Here is an 18,111-nt window from a genome sequence, read left to right as displayed (position 1 = left end):
TGCTCCATGCCGCATAGCTCACGTCTAAAGTATTAGCCTCCCCCCACAAAACAAGCAGCTTTCTCCACAATACTCAGAGCAACAGCTTCAGCAACCTTAATACCATCAACACCAGCCGAGAGAATTCCTCCCGCATATCCTGCACCCTCTCCAGCCGGATATAGCCCCTTGGTATTAAGACTTTGAAAATCATCTCCACGCTTAATGCGAATCGGTGATGATGTGCGCGTTTCCACACCTGTTAGCACCGCGTCATGCATAGCAAAGCCTTTTATCTTTTTATCAAAGACAGGCAGAGCTTCACGAATCGCCTCAATGGCATAGTCTGGCAGGCTTGTACTGAGATCACACAGATGCACGCCAGGTCGATAGGTGGGTTTAACATTCCCTAGCTGTGTGGAAGGCTCACCTGCAAGAAAGTCTCCCACCAACTGACTTGGGGCCTTATAGGTGCTGCCACCCAACTCAAACGCACGGGACTCTAATTCCCGTTGTAAGGCGATACCTGCAAGAGGACCATCTGGATAATCCTCTTCTGGAGTGATGCCAACAACAATACCGCTGTTGGCATTTTTACCGCTGCGTTCGTATTGGCTCATGCCGTTGGTAACAACACGACCAGTTTCTGATGTGGCCGCAACAACCTGGCCCCCTGGGCACATACAAAAACTGTAAACTGAACGACCATTGCTGCAGTGATGCACCAGCTTATAGTCGGCAGCCCCCAGGATTGGATGGCCAGCCTGTTCACCAAAACGACATTCATCAATCAGCGGCTGAGGATGCTCTACACGAAAACCAATGGAGAACGGCTTAGGTTCAATATAGACACCGCGTCGATGCAGCATTTCAAAGGTGTCACGCGCACTGTGTCCCACCGCCAGGACAACATGGTCAGTACGAATATAGTGACCATTGGCCAGGATCACCCCCCGCATCTGACGGTCTTCGATATCAAAATCGTCTACGCGGGTCTCAAATCGCACGTCTCCACCAAGAGAGAGAATAGTATTGCGCAGATTCTCCACAATCTTGACTAGCCGATAGGTGCCGATGTGGGGCTTATTGATGTACAGAATTTCTGGCACAGCGCCAGCATTCACCAACTCTTGCAAGACTTTACGACCATGGTGATTTGTGTCTTTAATCCGGCTGTAGAGCTTGCCATCAGAAAACGTACCTGCCCCACCTTCGCCAAACTGAACATTGGACTCGGGTTTGAACTTGCCCTTACTCCAAAAGCCAAAGGTATCCACAGAGCGTTCGTGCACCGCCTTGCCCCGCTCCAGAATGATGGGCTTAAACCCCATCTGGGCCAGCAATAGCCCGGCAAACATACCACAGGGTCCATTGCCAATCACCACAGGTCGATGCTCTAACCCCTGAGGGGCTGAAGCGACATAGTGATAGCTAGTGTCCGGTGTGGGATTCACATGGGGATCTTTCTTGAATCGGTTCAGCAGTTGCTTTTGTTTTGGTGTCTCAATGTCAACGATGTACACCAGCCGAATTTCACTACGCCTGCGGGCGTCATAGCTACGTTTGAAAACTTTGTAGCTAGCCATGTCAGCTGCTTTAAGACGCAGTTTTTTCAGAATAGTGGCCTGTAGCTCCTCGTCCGTATGGTCGAGGGGCAGCTTGATCTCAGAAAGACGCAGCATGGACAGAAATTGGGCGTGGGTCACTGTGGGTCACTGCCTATTTTGCCACGGTTGTCTGGCGATGGCGCTTTGCTCAGCCACTAGAACGTGACCAGAATCACAAAATGCGCTGGGGAATAACGATCTGAGGTTTGTATCAAATTTAACCGAACCTTGCACACACTTAAGGAGCCAACCCCTATGGCTTATTACAGACACCCATTGCCCCAGCTGTCTGACGATGTCTTTATTACGGATGGGGGCATCGAAACCGTGCTGATTTTTCAGCAGGGCTGGGATTTGCCAGACTTTGCAGCATTTACGTTGTTGGATCGTCCCCTTGGAACTGAGGCGTTGCAGACCTATTTCAGCATCTACGGAAAACTGGCTCAAACCTATGGCCTGGGTTTAGTTTTAGAGAGCCCCACCTGGCGGGCAAACGCTGACTGGGGTCATCGCCAGGGCTATGGTGCTGCTGAGCTAGCAGATGTGAATCGACGTGCGATCGCACTGCTCGAAACCACTCGCCATGACTACGCCACTGCCCAAAGCCCCATCATCATTAGCGGCTGCATTGGTCCCCGGGCCGACGGCTACAGCCTTGACGTCATGATGAGTGCGGCTGAGGCTGCGTCCTATCATCAGGACCAGGTGGATAGTTTCCGCGACACTACAGCGGATCTGGTTTCAGCCATCACCATGACCTACCCTGAGGAAGCCATCGGCATCGCCCGCGCGGCCCAAAACGCTCAGATGCCCGTGGTCATTTCCTTTACGGTGGAAACCGACGGCACACTACCCAATGGCATGGGGCTACGGGATGCGATTCACACGGTTGATGCAGCCACTGATAGCGCTCCCGCCTATTACATGATCAACTGTGCTCACCCCATTCACTTTGACCGTGCCATTCTGAATCAAGGTGCCTGGGTAGAGCGCATTCGCGGCATCCGTGCCAATGCCTCCATGATGAGCCACGCTGAGCTAAACGAGACCGAAACCCTGGATGAAGGCAATCCCCAAGATCTGGGCGAACGGTTCTACATGCTGAAGCAACAGCTACCGCATCTAACGGTATTGGGGGGCTGTTGTGGTACCGACCACCGTCACATTGAAGCCATCTGCAAAGTCTGTAGTCCAGTCTCAGTGGGTTGAGTTCAGTGCGTAGGATATCCGTGGTAAACCAGTACAAAGATCACTATCTATCCACCACGCACCGTGCTCACCAAAACCCTAAAATCCTTATCCCAGGAACGTTGGCTAGAGGTAACCTCCTTGCTCGGCCTTGGGATAGGGATTTTAATGCGACTTAGCCAGTACTTTAGCAATCGGTCCCTATGGTTCGACGAAGTTGCCCTCGGGCTTAACCTATTGGACCGCAACTATCTGGAATTGCTAGAGGCCCTGGATTACAACCAGGCCGCCCCACCCCTGTTTCTGTGGGTTGAGAAATTTGCCATTGATACATTGGGCAGCCATGAGTTTGCTTTACGGCTATTCCCGTTGTTGGGTGGGTTGTTGTCCCTGGGATTGTTTTATCGGTTTACCCAACAGTTTACGCAAGGATGGGGGCGACCCATTGCAATTTTGCTATTTTCAGTGCTGGGCTACATCGCCTACTTTTCGACTGAAACCAAACCCTATAGCTGGGATGTTGCGATCGCATTATTGTTATTCATGGTGCTGATATCCATGGATACCCTTAAACCCAGCCTCAGAAAATTATCTATGGCTGGCATGCTGGGTATAGTCAGCATCTGGCTTTCATTTCCCAGTATTTTTATCCTGGCAGGTGTTGAAGGCGCTAACATCCTCACACTTCAACCCTGGAAAATATCCTGGCAATCTCTAAAAGAATTTTTACTACGACGGATTCCTCTCTATGGTGCCTGGATAGCTAGCTTCGTCGGCCTATACTTTGGGGTGATCAGCAAAGCATTGTCAGAGACAGAGTTAGCCAATAGCTGGGCAGGCCGCTACCCCGATAATTTCTGGGATATTGTATGGCTGTTAGATTCCTTTGGCCGATTCTTTTATCGCCCCCTGGGGTTTCCCAGTCCCACAGATGGTGTTGCCATGGTGGCCTTTGTGACTGGTTGTATTTTGTTGTATCAGAGATCTAAACGGCGACTACTATACCTTGGCAGCCCATTCATCATTTCTCTAATAGCTGCTTTTCTCCATAAATATCCGTTTAGAGAACGACTGATCTTATTTTTAACCCCATTTGCGCTTATCCTTCTGTCAGAAGGAATTGTTTTTTGGTTGGAGCGATGGAAAAAAAAGCCTAGAATACTGGGCGTTATCAGCCTGATCATGGCAATAACCATGATATTCATGCCGTTACAGCGAGGTCTACGCGTTACGATAGTGCCTACAGGTTTGCATTTTGATCACGTGAGACCAACGATTGAATATATTGATACGCATTGGCAATCAGGGGATAAGCTCTATGTTTTGCCAGGAGCACAGCTACAGTTTAAATTTTATAATCGCCGCTTTGAACTGCCGACATCTGACATTGTCCTCAGCCAGTTACAAAACATTGGCATTTGGAAAGTATCTGATGAGGATTTAGAACAGCACTATAGGGAATTAAGGACCCTCAAAACAACAGAGTTACAAAACAAAAAGAGGGTGTGGATTCTGTTGGCACGCAAACGAGCCGAATCGGAAGAAGCGATTGTAGAGCAGCTGAACCGATTAGGATCACCGTTAGAACGGAAACAATATCCAGGTGCTATGGTGGGTCTATACGATTTTTCATCGTAGCTCTCCCATGTCACCTAAATCCTTAGACCTCACCAAAGTCGCATCTCCCATTGGCACTATTTTATTAGTCACCGATGCCAATGTAGTTGTATCCCTTGACTACGAGGGATATGAGCAACGAATGATGCGGCTATTGGCTAAGCGCTATGGCACCTTTGATTTAGTTGAACTACAACTCGGCAGTGCATGCTACAACCTGCTTGAACGTGATTTATTAACCCCCATTCGTCATTATCTAGCAGGGGATCTCACTGCCATTGACCCTATTCCAGTTAACCCTGGTGGCACTAAATTTCAGACAAAGGTTTGGCAAGCTTTACGCTCTATCCCCGCTGGCACTGTAATGTCCTACGGAGAGCTGGCACGACAGTTAGGCAATCCAGCGGCAGTCAGGGCAGTGGGCACCACCAACGGTTTGAATCCTATTTCCATTGTGTTGCCATGTCACCGTGTCATTGGTGCAAACGGCAATTTAACAGGCTACGCAGGCGGATTAGATCGTAAACGCTGGCTCCTAGAGCATGAAGGTCTCGACATCACTCAACTCAAACAGAAAAGCCAAGAAAAACAACTTTCTCTGTTCAACAATTAATAACAATCGACAGATTTCTCTGTTTCAATTTATCTGTTTCATCTGTTTCAACAGTACGGGGAAAACACCAGCAGCCAGTATCCCATGGGTTTGAATAGCATCACCACCCATCAACTCATGGCTCAAGTTTCGCCCCGCTTTATGGTCAGAAACGTATGCGTCAACTTAAGGGACTCTAGCCGTACCGACGCTGACGTCGCCCACCGTGACAACAACCGTGTCAAATAAACTAATATCGGTGTCTCCAGGAAATGACACATTAAATGCCCCCTCAGTTGCAGGCAATGTGCCCAAGTCAACCGTCTGCTTGGCTAAATCACCACCGATGGTTAAGTATCCCTGTAGCTCACCATCGGCATCTGTTGCAAAGTCTTGAAATGCCAGATCGCCACCAACGCCAGCGATAATGGCCACACCTACATTGCCGCTGGTGCTGTGGTTATTAGCTCCTGAAAAAGCGCCCATACAATCCTCCTTTTATTGGCCTTTTATTGGTTTAAATAGGGTCCGCCGTAAAAATCCAATAGGTATCCACAAATTTCCAGCAGACCTAAGCTTGATGCACAGTCAGATTACTAAGGTTCCAGCTCCATCGCAATTAGAGCTGAGCATATAATCCCCAAATAGCCATGGGGCGCAGATAGTGACAGGCCCGAAACGTTCCCATAGCCGTAATTGCCTCTGGGGTGCGAAACTGCAAGCCATAGTTATAAATTTGCTGCACCACCGCTTCTGTTATCGCCATGGCTTGATCGCGTTTGCCCATCTGAGCCAAAAATGCCGCCAACCCAAAGTTAATGCCAGTCCAAACCTCTAACTGGTGAGTGTCGTCCGGGTTTTCTGGCGAACCATCGGGCTTGACGCCGTTGGCTGCGCCGATGGCCATCCCTAACTGGGCCGCACTAAAGAAACCCGTTTGGGAACCTGCAAATTTTTGATTTTGTGGTGTCGAATGCTTAGCTGCATACTCATTGAACTTCACAAAACAGGCATCGTAAATCGTGTCGAGGGCAATATTGATAAACTCTTGGTCCACAATGTCCGGCAAATCCATCAGGCGTGCACAAAATTGGCCGCACAGCTGATCGGCCATCACCACGTCAGAGTTGCTTTCGGAGTCTAAACGATAGAAACTGCCTGTCCACAGCTTGTTTTGATAAACAATTTTGCCCTGCTTAATCCAGCGCTGATACTGGGATTTAACAATGGCAAAGCTGCCAGAAATTTTTCGATGCTGCTGCAAAAGGTCACCCATTTTGATCGCGGCTTCCAGGGCCGCCAGCCACAGTCCGCCACAGTAGGCGCTCAAGCCCTTAAGCTGCCAGTCATCAAAGGTTTGATCCGGAGCCCCTCCATTTTCAGGGACACCGTCACCATCCAGGTCAAACAGCTTGAGATATTGCAATGTCTGAGTCACGGCGGGCCAGCATTCCGCCAGAAACTCAAGGTCATCGCCCCCGGTGAGCACAAAGGCGCGGTATACCTGTAGTACAAAGTCACTGGGTAAGTCCTTCCACTGATTGCAGTCTTGGTAGCTGGTGTAGTTTGTGGCTATCCAAGGATTCTCATTGGGAGCACCCAAGTCGTGAGGGGTGGCACCTTTCAGTTTGCGTGGAGCCAAATGCTCGGATTCACCCATCGTGTAGTAATAGCCAATGATGCGCTTTTGGGGATCTTCTGTGGGGATAGCCCGGGCAAAAGCTCGGATAATGGCCTTTTCGAGTTCGGGCCATAGCATTAGCGTTGAGAAACCACCGTACAGCCGTACATCCAGACTTTCATACCAGCGGTAATCTATGCACTCCAGCACCCCAAATTGACCCACCGGATCAATATCGCTCGCGGCTGACCATAACGTACCGCCGCTGGCCATGTCATAAAGCTCATTAAACAGAGCCATCTTGAACCAATCGGGCAGATCGGGCCGATCGAGAATTGGCTGCTGCCAGTCGATAATGTTTTGTCGCCAGGTTGGGTAATTGGCTAACGCCTCCTGGGCTAACTGCCAGGCATTGCGGCCAGAGCGACCTGATAAGTCAGTGCTGTCGCTACCTAAAAAGTCTGTATATCGTCGATAGGCCAGTTTGCCTTTTGCAAACTCGGTTACGGGTAAATCCCAGGTCAGGACAAAGGGCAGTTCTTGAGTTTCGCCAGGAGCCAGGGTGAATTTGATTGCGATCGCACCACCCACCTGTTCGTCTTTAACAGCAGACGTTGTATCAGCAACATTACTTAACGTCCCATGGCCAGCGAAGCTGTCCCACAGATCACCGCCATCCCCAGCCGGGTTCCAACGGGTGTGATAAGTCATCCCCTCCGTGGTTGGCACCGCAATACAAAATTGGCCATCTCCTTCACCAGGACTCTCCGTCCAAGCCCCATCCATGACAATGCCCGTGGCCCGCTCACCGCTGACTAGCAGATTAAAATTGCCAGCACTCTGTCGCAGCGGTGGCACATAGTCATAAAACGGGCTGCCATCCTCCCGCTGCTGAATTTCTGGCGAAGACTCAGAGTTCGTAAACCAGCCCACCATGTTCTGCCAGCTCAGCAAAATGCTCAAGGTAATCGGTTGATCAGTGGGATTATGGGCTGTCCACACAAACACCGCCACCGGGTAGCTACTCTCTTGATAGTTATCGGGCCATATGGGCGAAAACTGTTCGCAAGTCAGGTTTGCGTTAAAAACATCTTGATAGGAATACCAGCTACGGGGATATAGAGCTTTATAGGTGCCTCCCTTGGCATCGTCATTTCCTGTCTGCCCCGCCGGGTACCATTGCCAACGCTCTAACCCATCACCAGTCGTTGCCATGGCATAGGTCTGCGAGGCACCAGCTGCTTCCTCATAGACGGCAAACTGACAGGCCGGAAAATGATCAAAGATATGCTCGCCACCGTCTAAATGCCACAGGTTGAAGGTGCCGTTGGGTGCCCGGCCAATGCAGCCAGCCCCCAGCCCCCCCAGTGGCATGCCGTGCTCAGGGCCATCATCTAAGTTGCTAGCGTAGCGAACGATATAGGGCGTTTCCCATTGCGCACCGATGGGCCAAGTCCAAGCAACAGAGGGAATTTCAGGGCCAGGCATAAATTACCGTCAAAAACAGCAATCAGCATTTTATAGGGGGAGTGGGGAATAGGGAATAGATACTACAAAGAATCGCTATAACATGGACACAATCGAGCGTGGTTACGATAGCGTTATTTCTAAAGCAAAGGGCTAAGGCAATTTCGGCGCAAGGAGACCGCCCCTATGAAGTCCCCAAACGTTATCTATCCCATCAAAAAACCGATCAGGCGTTTGAGCCATTGGTGCATAAGGCTTTGGGATGGCATTAGTGGCAATGAATATCGCCGCGTCAGGCAATTACGGACAGCCTTAGCAGTCTCGCAACAGAATGAAGCAGATCTAACCCAGCAACTGACCCAAGCCCAAGCTCAATGTTTGGACCTGCAACAGGCCTTAGAAAATAAAAACCAGCAGGTCCATGAGCTATGGGAAGAGCTAGATGTATTAATCGCTGAAAATGATACTGAACTTCAAACGTTAAAACGAGAACTCGCTAACCAAACATCAGCCCTGAGCAATTGTCATTCCAATTTAGTGGCTGTTCAACGGTTCCAGGCAACCGAGGTTCCAGCAACAGCGCCTTTATCAAATTCTCAACCAGATACGACACCAGAAACTAATTTAGCCAATTGGAAAATTGCTTTTGTCGGGGGACACCAAGCCACTCGACGTTTCGTAATCGACACATTACACACTAGCCATGGGCTGATCCATACACCGGTAGAAATTCCATCCCATCGAGAGGTGAGTACGTCTCAGAAGCAACTCAAAGATAAGCTAGCTGATTGCGATCTGGTGGTTTCGATTGTTGGATATTCCAATCATTCACTGACTAAATCCCTAAACCACCTACGGGACAAAGGAGCCCTCAAAGGCAGCATCCTGATTCCCAATAGTCGCGGTGTCACTGGTGTTGTTCGCGATATTTTGGCCTTTGTAGCCAAGCAACCAGACCCGATTCAGGAGCACACTGATTAAGGGAAGCACAGCTTCTCGCAGCCCATTATTTCAAACACCTTTTGGCTACAGCCAACCATTGGCGACGCCCACAATTAAGCCCACTCGGAATAGTTGCCAGCCAATAAAGGCTATGAGTAAAACGAAGATGATCCGATTGGTCCAGTCTTTTGGGGTAGGGGTACTCATGGCGAAATGGCGGAATTTTTCTTCACTATAGTGTTTCTTTTTGAAACACGTGGGACGGCAATCGTTGAGTTTATTGGAAAGAATACCGATCTTTTGACCGTCAACACTAGGATGAGGGACGTAGTGAGCTCTAACGTAATTCATGGCTGACACCACACCGACTTTGGCTGATTTAGATATGCATCCCTATTTAGTGGAGGGTGAGTTACCACCAGGATTAGCTAGCAAAGTGGGTATCTATGCCATTTTTGATGAGGCTAAAACGCTGCAATATGTTGGCTACTCAAGAGATGTCAGTGTGGGGCTCACGCAGCATTTAGTGCGCTGTCCGCAGCAGTGCCACTGGTTTAAGGTCCACACAGTAACGCGCCCTAGCCGCACACTGCTAGAGGAAATTCGGAAGTCCTGGATCTCAGAATATGGCACCATCCCACCTGGTAACGCTGACCAGCAAACTATGTGGGAAAAACCCATTGATGCTAAAGCCTTTATGACAGAGGTGGAACGGGATGAGATCGCAAATGCCGAACCCTCCCAAACCAATAAACTACTCAAACAGTTAGCCCGCCGCGTTGAAGCCGACGTCAAAGCCAAAGTTGCCGACCGAGGTGCTCAGATCCCTATTAAGTTCAATCCCAAGCTCAAAGAACAGGGATTATTAGCTCTCAAATAGTATGAAGCGGGACGTTTAGGATGAGAAGCTTTTCCGGCTTAATTAGGGGCGCTATTCACATCCCAAATTGTCCAGCCTTCTTGTTCGCCTATTAAGGTGCCGGGCATATCTGGGTGCCATTCTTGTCGAGTCAGGATATAGCCTGCACCAAACTGCTTTGCCACATCGACTAATTCCGCCGCCGTGCGCTGCATAAATATTGCATCTAACTTATCTTCCGCAGGGGCTGGCAATGTGCCCACCATCGCCTCTAGCCGCTGTTGCCAGGTAACAATACCAGCATCTGTAAAAGGAAATGCCTTAAAAGTAGCCACTACAGAGCGCTGGCTATAGAAACGAAAGATCCGATCTGCGGGAGGTACCAGCACCAGAGCGTCAGTGGGGGTGCGATCGCGAAAGGTTACCCCCAGCTTTTTCACCGGGTGATCATATAACGGAGCAAATTTAATCGCCCGATGAACAGGCCCCAAACTGCGATGAACAATCACACCACCCAGATTGAGACCGACAAACACAACACATACAGCAGTGATCACATAAGCCGCTGGACGCAACCGTTTCACCTGGGCAGGGAACTCCTCTAACAAAAACGGATACGCAAAGCTTAAAAACAGTGCCAAATGGAAGGAATAGGTCACCGTCAGCACAATCAAAAAGAGTGCATAATTCAGGACCGGAAAGCGGTTAACCCGTTGGTTCACATGCTTCCAAAAGGTGTCTCCGCCCGGCTTAATCAGGCTTAAAACCACCACCACCAGAGTAGTCAGTCCACCATAGTTGTCGACAACAGGCGCAGCAATTAAGAGTAATGCCAGCGCCTGATTCCCTCGGCGATAGTGTTCGCTGGCATACACAGCAATAGCCGTCAGCGCCATTAGCAAAATAAACGGTGTTGTTCGCGCAAACTGTAGTTTAGCCACAGTCGCGATGGGATAAACCTCCACAAACCAATAGCCAAGAGCTAAGAGCCCACAGCCCATCACCATGGCAGAGCCAATGGTCATTTTGTGATTGGGCTTTAACTGTCGAGAGCCATATAAACACGCCAAACCTGCCACCAAAAAGTGAACAAACCGCCACCAGCTCTTGACGGAAAAGTGGGACATGATGATGTGGTGGGGGTGTCGCACATAGCCATAGAGCCAAATAAAGTCTGAATTGCTGAGCAAATCACTACTCGTATTACCACTCAGCACCATGGGACTGTAAACCATGCCTGCCAAAACCAGCAGGGCTCCCCATGCCCCTAAAAGCTGTTTGGGTCGTTTGTGCCTGAGGCAATAAAAAATCAACGCCGGAGTGAATAAAACCCCTGGCAACAAACCAACCAGAAACTGTAGTAGACAGCTGATGCCAAATAAGACATAGCCCCGTATCCACTGCTGCCTCAAACAGAAGTAAATCCCCCAAACCGCGATCGCAATGGCATAAACACTGGGGTTCGGAGAGCGCCGAAACAAATCCGTAACCCCCACAGTGCCATCCACAACAGCTAAGCCCAGAAAGGGTAAAGCCGCGGCAGCCAGTTTAGACTGCCCCAACTCTCGACCAATGGCATATAGCCCCAAACTCAAGCCTGCAAATGCGATCGCAAAGTAAATAAAGCAGACCATCGGCACACTCAAGCCCAGCTTCACCGGTAGCGCTAAAGCATAGTAATAGTAGGACCTCGGTGTGAACTGGAGCATCTCCTGCACATAGAAGTCCTGACTGTAGAGTGTGGGGTCTACCAGAGCCATCACCGCAGGCATCTGATTAAAAACATTCTCTTTTGAGAAGTTGTAACCATAGGCCACTAAACCACTCAGTGCCATCGCCAGCTGCATCAGCACAGGAGGCGTAGTCATTGTTTTTGCGTTGGCCATCATCCAGTAGAGTTCGTGGGGTCTAGCGATCAGGTTAAAACGCAATGGCACCTCTGATCAAAAAAGGAGCCGCCCCATTAGCCGCTCCCTTTTCAAAATTATTTAGGTGAAAAACACAAAATCACTGACTAAAACGTGATTCCAAAAACGTTATCCAAAATGCGCTGCATGATTTGCACACCGGTAACCGCCTGCCAGCCAAACAAACCCACAAGAATTACGTTGAGGCTAATGTGGGTCAAGCGAGCAGTTTCGCTACCACGCTGCATGTAGGGCACAAGGGATGCTGCGATCGCAATTAAACCCGTCATCCCTAGACCAGCCAATAGATGGGGACCGACAAATAGCTTGCCGTTGTTGATATAGGTAACAGCCATACCGCCGATGGTACCGAGTACCATCAGTGCCAAAATGATTGACCCGATCTGGTGGTGCTTAAGGGCAAATTTGCCTTTGATGAGTTCTTTCTTTGCTTCACCACTGGCGTAACGGACCTTTCGGCTCTGGAAGCCCAAATACATGGCATATACAGTGAGGCCAAACAGGACCCACATCAACATCGGATGGAAAAAATTCAGATAAGGCTTAATAGTTTCAAGGGTCTCAGGAGTCATGGTGGGTAACCTCTTAACGCGTCATAAAACTTAGTATATTGCGCTCATTTCCATTCTGCCGTCGTATTGAAGCGACTTTCACCGAGAAAAAACCTGCATGTCACCCATACATTTGCAGCCAAGACCCTCAAACAAGCACGATCGCTCAGGTTATTCCAGGGCAGATTTGGCAAAATAGTCCCATTAGGGATGTCCGAGCATCATTCTGAGATCCAATCGCTTCGTTATTCCGAGCCATGATGAAGGTCAATAAACGTTTTGCGCTGCTCTTAGCAGTGGGGTTGAGCCTTACACTACTGCTGAGCCCAGTGTTGCCAGGTCGAGCATCAGAACGCCCTGGTCATATCATTCTCCAAAATAGTGGTAGTAGTGACACCCCAGAGCAGAGTGTAGAACCGACGGGCGAGGAAACTAACGACGCCGCCTCAGACGCTGAGACTACAGCGGAAAATGAGGTTGAAGAGGATACCGCTGACGAAACTAGTGACGAGGCCTCAGACGCTGAAACTGTAGCGGAAGATGAGGTTGAATACGATGCTGAAGCTGCCGCCCTGGAACAAGAAACCTGGTTTCAGCGAGAGCTGATTATAGAGGCAGACCGACTATATCTGGCCGGTGATATTGCCACTGCCGAAGAGTACTATCGTGAAGCCAAAACGTTTGGTTGGCGCGATGATGATGATTTAGAAAATATTCCAGCCGAACCTTTTCGCAATCCTGAGCAGCTTTCCCCCGGTGGAGCCGTCTATTGGCGCGAGTCTGCCCGTGGCATAGAGGCGGGCAGAGAGTCGCAAACCCTGGTTCCCTTAGGCTTACTCACAGAAGAAGTTCCAGCCTTTATCCCAGGTCATCTGCGTTATGCCGAGCTACTCCAAACCTACGAGCGTCCAGAGGATGCCGAAATAGTTCTGGAAAAGGCACTGACACTATATCCATACGATCCTGATTTACTCAGTGCTCAGATTGAGTTGATGATGAAGCAAGAAGAATGGATTGAAGCATCGATTGCGTCACGTCAATTTGCATTATTGAATGAAGAGCATCCTGACGCAGAACACTATGCCAATCTAGCTGATGAAAACTTGGATCGGTTTAAGTCAGCCACGAATGCCAAAATTCGGAATAATGCGATCGCAAACATTTTCACTGGAGCCGCTGGTTATATCCTCACTGGCGGTCTATACGGTCCCTTTACCGCCCTCAACTCCAGCCTGATCCTGCTGCAGGGCGAAAAATCGTTAGGAGAATCAGTCGCTAACTCAGCCCGCGAGCAGCTTCCCCTCTCCGAAGATGAAGAGCTTTTAGCCTATGTCCGTGGCATTGGAAATCAGTTAGCTTCCGTAGCCGGTCGCGATGATTTTGACTACACCTTCGATGTCATTCTTGACCGAGAATTGAATGCATTTGCCCTACCTGGCGGCAAAATCTTCGTCAATGCTGGGGCCATTCTCGACACCGATAGCGAAGCTGAGCTTGCTGGACTGCTGGGCCATGAAATCTCCCACGCCGTCCTCTCCCACGGGTTTCAAATGGTGACCAAGGGCAACCTCACCGCCAGCCTCACCCAGTACTTACCATTGCCAGGCCTAGTCACCAACGCGATTGTCTCGGGCTATTCTCGCAGCATGGAGCGACAAGCAGATATCGTCGGCACTCAAATCCTGGCCTCCAGCGGTTATGCCGCCGATGGCATGCATGGTCTCATGCTTGCCTTAGAAGAGCGCTACGGAGACCGTCAAGTTGTCCCCTGGCTTGCATCCCACCCAGCCCCCCAGGACCGCGTGGATTATCTACAAGCCATTGTCGAAAATGGCGGCTACAACCGCTATGCCTACGAGGGTGTACTGGGTCACGAAGCGCAGCAAGCCAGGGCCGAGGTAGAACTCGCTGCCTATGAAGATGAAAACGGCGAAACCGTTGAAGATGAAACGGTTGCCGACGATGACGAAATCGAAGAAGCCGTTGAGGACGTTCAACAAGAGCAAGAAGAAGCCATGGATGCTGAAACAGAGCCTGTCACGACAGATGAGGCAGCAGAATAGGGTCTATTAGTTTCCAAGCTGGCCTACTTCACCTCACATCAGCCATGGGATAAACTGACGCTCATGGAAGCTCAGGAATTACGATTAGCCAAATATTTCACGGCAGGCATATCCTTTTTGCTACTAGCCCTGGGAGGAAGTCTTTGGCCATTCACCTGGTGGGACATGTATTCCACTGGTGATGGCTATAGCCCCCCCACTGAAGTGAGTCGTCTTGAACTCCACGTTGTAGACAGTTCTGGGCAACAGCATGTCTTACGCCCCATGGATCTCTACACCTTGGATAACGACACCTCTAACCAAACCCCTGGGCACCAGCTGGTGCAAAATGCCATAGAAGGCAACGCTGAACAGCAGGCGATCTATCGCCCTTACCTGATTCAACAAATAGAATTTGCCCTTGACACCAAAATTGAGCAGGTTGAGGCTTGGCGTTACTTTTGGCAAGTCGACTTTGACCAACAGCCTCCCATGGACATTCATCAACCTGCCCAGACTGTTCTGATTGATCGTTTTGCTGCCCATCCCACAGACTGAAATTGTCTAAGCCTGTCTAAGCCCCTATGAGATTTTTTCAGCGGATTGAACGTCGCTATGTTCAGTGGCTCACACGCCCTGCCCAAAATGCGGCTGGACGCATGGGCCTCTATCGCATTGTTTATAGCTTGTTCTATCTCTGGTTTCTCAGCCCCTTAAACTTCTCTGAGCTGAACCTGGTGCCCGCAAGTCGCTGGGACCCAACTATTTTATTGAGTGGACTATCGCCACTACCAGACGGCGGCTACGCTGCCATGGAAACACTTTTGGTGATGGCATTAGTGTTGCTATTGCTAGGGTATAGAACCCGTCTAGCCACCCTAGGTGTTTTACTCATGGGATTTGGGTTAGCAGGGTTTCGCACTGGCTTTCTCATTCAAGAACGTACCATTGTACTCACGGTGTTTTATGTCCCCTTGTTCATGCTGTTTTCTAGATGGGGCGAGACCTACTCCATTGATGCGTTACTAAAACAAAAGCATGGGCACCCCGCCACCTCACCTCATTCATCTTCCTGGCGTTACATATGGCCAGCACGCGGGCTCATGGTAATTTTATCCATCTTATTTCTGTCGGCGGCGGCGGTGAAATTGATGGAGGTGGCTTGGCTGGTTGAACCCCGGCTAGTGGGCGATTTTATCCTCGCAAAGGGAGTTAAAAGCCATCTCACCAATGGGTTTCCCATTCATCCATTGGGACCACACATAGGCCGTACTGCTGCGTTGTCAATTCCCTCACAATATGTGGTGCTGCTATTTGAAACCTGCTTTGTTCTAGTTCTCTTTAATCGGTTTTCCCAAGCTCTGCTCTTTCGACTAGCCCCTATTTTCCATAGTTTCAACACACTGTTATTGGGCATTCCATTCACATCGGTGCTCAGCATGTATGCCGCTTTTCCAGATTGGCAAAAGCTGTATGAACGGTTTTATCCCAAAGTTTTAAGACTCCAATGCTTAAACAAACTGCCATCATCACTGTTGGCAGCAGGGTCAATGGGCTCAGCGTTACTAGTTGGCCTACTTTGGAATACCACGCCCATGCCTCGTCAGGTTTTTGGCCTATTTGGTTTACTCAGCTACCAAACCCTTTGGTTTGCCCTATTGCCGTTTGTATTGATATGGATTTGCAGCCCTCTTTGGCGACGTCTGCGGGGTGATCAACCCTTACCCACACCTGAACGACTATAGGTTTTTATTATTATCCCCATTCACTAGACGCACTGATAAGTATGGGTTTATTGCGAAATGTAACCTATTTGTTACCTGCGGGCTGCTCCAAGTCAATGACCTTGGTAGACTAGAATCCACGTACGATGCCAGTTTTTTATCAATTTACTGGCCCGACACCTTAATGCGGTTTCATAGCGCTTTAACCATAAATATCTTGATAGAGGACTCATGGTAGATTCCCTAAGGAAACCTCAGGAAAATACTCGATTTGATGAGCTACGGCCTGGGGTTAAGGCACCTTCTAAAGACACGATCCTCACCCCTCGCTTTTATACCACTGACTTTGACGAAATGGCCGAGATGGACCTATCCGTCAATGAAGATGAGGTACGCGCCATCATAGAAGAGTTTCGTGCTGACTATAACCGCCATCACTTCGTGCGGACCGATGTGTTTGACCAGTCGTGGGAGCACATTGATGGTGACACTCGAGCTCTATTTATTGAATTTCTAGAGCGCTCCTGTACAGCTGAATTCTCTGGATTCCTGCTTTATAAGGAGTTAGGTCGTCGTCTTAAGGACAAAAACCCCCTTCTAGCTGAAGGTTTTACCCTGATGTCCCGCGATGAAGCTCGCCATGCAGGCTTCCTCAACAAGGCGATGTCGGACTTCAACCTCCAGTTAGACCTTGGTTTCTTGACCAAGAGCAAGAGCTACACTTTCTTCAAGCCTAAGTTCATCTTCTATGCCACATATCTGTCTGAGAAGATTGGCTACTGGCGCTACATCACTATTTTCCGTCACTTAGATTCTCATCCTGAGAATCGGATTTATCCTATCTTCCAGTTCTTTGAGAACTGGTGTCAGGATGAGAACCGCCATGGTGACTTCTTCTCCGCCATCATGAAGGCGCAGCCCCAGATTCTCAATGACTGGCAGGCTAAGCTATGGTGCCGTTTCTTCCTGCTGTCGGTATTTGCCACGATGTTCTTGAATGATATTCAGCGCAGTGGCTTCTACGCATCTTTAGGTCTAGATGCACGTGAGTACGATATTCACGTCATCAAAAAGACCAATGAGTCAGCTGCTAAGGTCTTCCCTGTGATGCTGAATGTAGAGCACCCCGACTTCTTCAAGCATATGGATACAGCGTCTGATGCCAGCTTGAAGGTCGCTGAGATTGGCAAGAGCAATCAGCCTAAGCCTGTGAAGCTTCTACGTCAGCTGCCTCACATCGCAAAAATCGGTGTGAAAATGGTTCAGCTTTACTTCATGAAGCCCATCGATATGGCAACTACCCGTGGCGTTATTCGCTAGATAACAGTTGCTTCAACGTTAACAGCCGGGCCTTTTTGCAAAAAGGCCCGGCTGTTTGTTTTTTTTGCTATCCATCCTCCCGATACCACAGGGCTAAGCCACCGCCTCGGCCACGGGCCGCAATGCCCGTCTCAGTTACCCAAAAGTACTTAAAGAAGGCTTGTTCTTTGAGAGATTGCTGGAAAAACTCCTGATCAGCTGCCTCAGGTCTCATTCGACCTTTATATAAAGTGAGGCCACCTAACACAATCTGGATCTGGGTAAAGTCAAATGCTAAGCACCGAGCTTTATGCCAAAATTTGACAGGGCCGGTCAGTTCCAGCTTCAACTGGCCTAGGCTGACCGAATTTTTCACCAGACCTTGATCATCTGCCGTGGCTTGATAGTTGAGCTGAATCTTGATGATTTTAGGCAGATATCGGCCTGCCCCTAGAGCGACCCCTGTTTTCTTCTGACGTGTTTTTTTGGTGCCTGTGATAAAGCATAGTCGCCAAGTGCCAACTAAGTCAGTTAAGGAATAGCTATGCTTAATGCGCTTTTCTGTGGTTTGTAATGCTGCTACTAAGTCTGTAGCTGGGGGGAGCGCAGCAGATGATTTTCTCTGCGCTCCTGCGGCTTGGTCTAAAACGGCTGCACTCTCGTTCATTTTGTTTAGCTAGGAGCTGCGTTGCCAA

General features: G+C 49.4%; 16 protein-coding genes. 9 read left to right on the top strand and 7 right to left on the bottom strand.

What is annotated here, in order from left to right:
- Positions 1-32 precede the first annotated feature (32 nt).
- On the bottom strand, positions 33-1,661 hold the full coding sequence (locus tag QGP82_RS14050; RefSeq protein ID WP_499059732.1) for an NAD(P)/FAD-dependent oxidoreductase: 1,629 nt from the start codon (positions 1,659-1,661) through the stop codon (positions 33-35).
- 180 nt (positions 1,662-1,841) lie between these two features.
- On the opposite strand from QGP82_RS14050, the gene QGP82_RS14045 reads away from it, so the two are divergent.
- The 3 genes from QGP82_RS14045 to QGP82_RS14035 all read left to right on the top strand — a co-directional run bounded on the left by QGP82_RS14045 (position 1,842) and on the right by QGP82_RS14035 (position 5,004).
- Positions 1,842-2,795, top strand: coding sequence for a homocysteine S-methyltransferase family protein (locus tag QGP82_RS14045; RefSeq protein WP_499059730.1), 954 nt, complete (start codon positions 1,842-1,844; stop codon positions 2,793-2,795).
- Positions 2,796-2,858: 63 nt separating this feature from the next.
- Complete coding sequence (locus QGP82_RS14040) at positions 2,859-4,412, top strand: glycosyltransferase family 39 protein (protein ID WP_499059727.1); 1,554 nt, start codon at positions 2,859-2,861, stop codon at positions 4,410-4,412.
- Between the two features lie 7 nt (positions 4,413-4,419).
- Complete coding sequence (locus QGP82_RS14035) at positions 4,420-5,004, top strand: methylated-DNA--[protein]-cysteine S-methyltransferase (protein WP_163666100.1); 585 nt, start codon at positions 4,420-4,422, stop codon at positions 5,002-5,004.
- 165 nt (positions 5,005-5,169) lie between these two features.
- Here the strand turns inward: QGP82_RS14035 and QGP82_RS14030 are convergent, their stop codons facing one another.
- Together QGP82_RS14030 and QGP82_RS14025 are read right to left on the bottom strand one after the other, a co-directional pair.
- Entirely contained in the window at positions 5,170-5,469 is a 300-nt protein-coding gene (locus QGP82_RS14030; RefSeq protein ID WP_163666098.1) for a hypothetical protein, read from the bottom strand.
- 133 nt (positions 5,470-5,602) lie between these two features.
- Positions 5,603-8,092 carry a GH116 family glycosyl hydrolase gene (locus QGP82_RS14025; protein WP_499059724.1) on the bottom strand — a complete coding sequence of 830 codons (2,490 nt, stop codon included), beginning with the start codon at positions 8,090-8,092 and terminating at the stop codon, positions 5,603-5,605.
- 165 nt (positions 8,093-8,257) lie between these two features.
- On the opposite strand from QGP82_RS14025, the gene QGP82_RS14020 reads away from it, so the two are divergent.
- Positions 8,258-9,052, top strand: a complete 795-nt coding sequence (locus QGP82_RS14020) for a hypothetical protein (protein ID WP_163701171.1) — start codon at positions 8,258-8,260, stop codon at positions 9,050-9,052.
- Between the two features lie 45 nt (positions 9,053-9,097).
- Here QGP82_RS14020 and QGP82_RS14015 read toward each other — a convergent pair whose 3' ends face one another.
- Positions 9,098-9,364: a hypothetical protein gene (locus QGP82_RS14015; RefSeq protein ID WP_499059722.1), complete on the bottom strand. Its 267-nt coding sequence runs from the start codon at positions 9,362-9,364 to the stop codon at positions 9,098-9,100.
- Here QGP82_RS14015 and QGP82_RS14010 point away from each other — a divergent pair.
- On the top strand, positions 9,363-9,893 hold the full coding sequence (locus tag QGP82_RS14010; RefSeq protein WP_163666092.1) for a GIY-YIG nuclease family protein: 531 nt from the start codon (positions 9,363-9,365) through the stop codon (positions 9,891-9,893). The two genes, QGP82_RS14015 and QGP82_RS14010, sit on opposite strands and share 2 nt — an antisense overlap.
- Before the next feature lie 38 nt (positions 9,894-9,931).
- Here QGP82_RS14010 and QGP82_RS14005 read toward each other — a convergent pair whose 3' ends face one another.
- Together QGP82_RS14005 and QGP82_RS14000 are read right to left on the bottom strand one after the other, a co-directional pair.
- Positions 9,932-11,809, bottom strand: coding sequence for a DUF6798 domain-containing protein (locus QGP82_RS14005; RefSeq protein ID WP_499059720.1), 1,878 nt, complete (start codon positions 11,807-11,809; stop codon positions 9,932-9,934).
- A 77-nt stretch (positions 11,810-11,886) separates the two neighbouring features.
- Positions 11,887-12,372 carry a DUF4079 domain-containing protein gene (locus QGP82_RS14000; protein ID WP_499059719.1) on the bottom strand — a complete coding sequence of 162 codons (486 nt, stop codon included), beginning with the start codon at positions 12,370-12,372 and terminating at the stop codon, positions 11,887-11,889.
- A gap of 236 nt (positions 12,373-12,608) precedes the next feature.
- Between QGP82_RS14000 and QGP82_RS13995 the strand changes: the two genes are divergently transcribed.
- The 4 genes from QGP82_RS13995 to acsF all read left to right on the top strand — a co-directional run bounded on the left by QGP82_RS13995 (position 12,609) and on the right by acsF (position 17,437).
- The gene (locus tag QGP82_RS13995; protein WP_499059717.1) at positions 12,609-14,414 is read left to right on the top strand and encodes a M48 family metallopeptidase; all 1,806 of its coding nucleotides are present in this window, start codon (positions 12,609-12,611) and stop codon (positions 14,412-14,414) included.
- Positions 14,415-14,477: 63 nt separating this feature from the next.
- Positions 14,478-14,951 (top strand): hypothetical protein, encoded by a 474-nt coding sequence (locus QGP82_RS13990; RefSeq protein WP_163696386.1) that lies wholly within the window; start codon positions 14,478-14,480, stop codon positions 14,949-14,951.
- A gap of 26 nt (positions 14,952-14,977) precedes the next feature.
- Complete coding sequence (locus QGP82_RS13985; protein WP_499059715.1) at positions 14,978-16,138, top strand: hypothetical protein; 1,161 nt, start codon at positions 14,978-14,980, stop codon at positions 16,136-16,138.
- A gap of 210 nt (positions 16,139-16,348) precedes the next feature.
- Positions 16,349-17,437 carry a magnesium-protoporphyrin IX monomethyl ester (oxidative) cyclase gene (gene acsF, locus QGP82_RS13980; RefSeq protein WP_499059713.1) on the top strand — a complete coding sequence of 363 codons (1,089 nt, stop codon included), beginning with the start codon at positions 16,349-16,351 and terminating at the stop codon, positions 17,435-17,437.
- A gap of 67 nt (positions 17,438-17,504) precedes the next feature.
- Here acsF and QGP82_RS13975 read toward each other — a convergent pair whose 3' ends face one another.
- The gene (locus tag QGP82_RS13975; protein ID WP_499059711.1) at positions 17,505-18,083 is read right to left on the bottom strand and encodes a hypothetical protein; all 579 of its coding nucleotides are present in this window, start codon (positions 18,081-18,083) and stop codon (positions 17,505-17,507) included.
- Positions 18,084-18,111 lie beyond the last annotated feature (28 nt).

Source organism: Leptothoe sp. LEGE 181152, from assembly GCF_032906605.1.
Classification (GTDB): domain Bacteria; phylum Cyanobacteriota; class Cyanobacteriia; order Phormidesmidales; family Phormidesmidaceae; genus Leptothoe; species Leptothoe turfae.
Note: the sequence above shows the minus strand (reverse complement) of the source record. Positions and strands in the feature narration are given on the sequence as shown.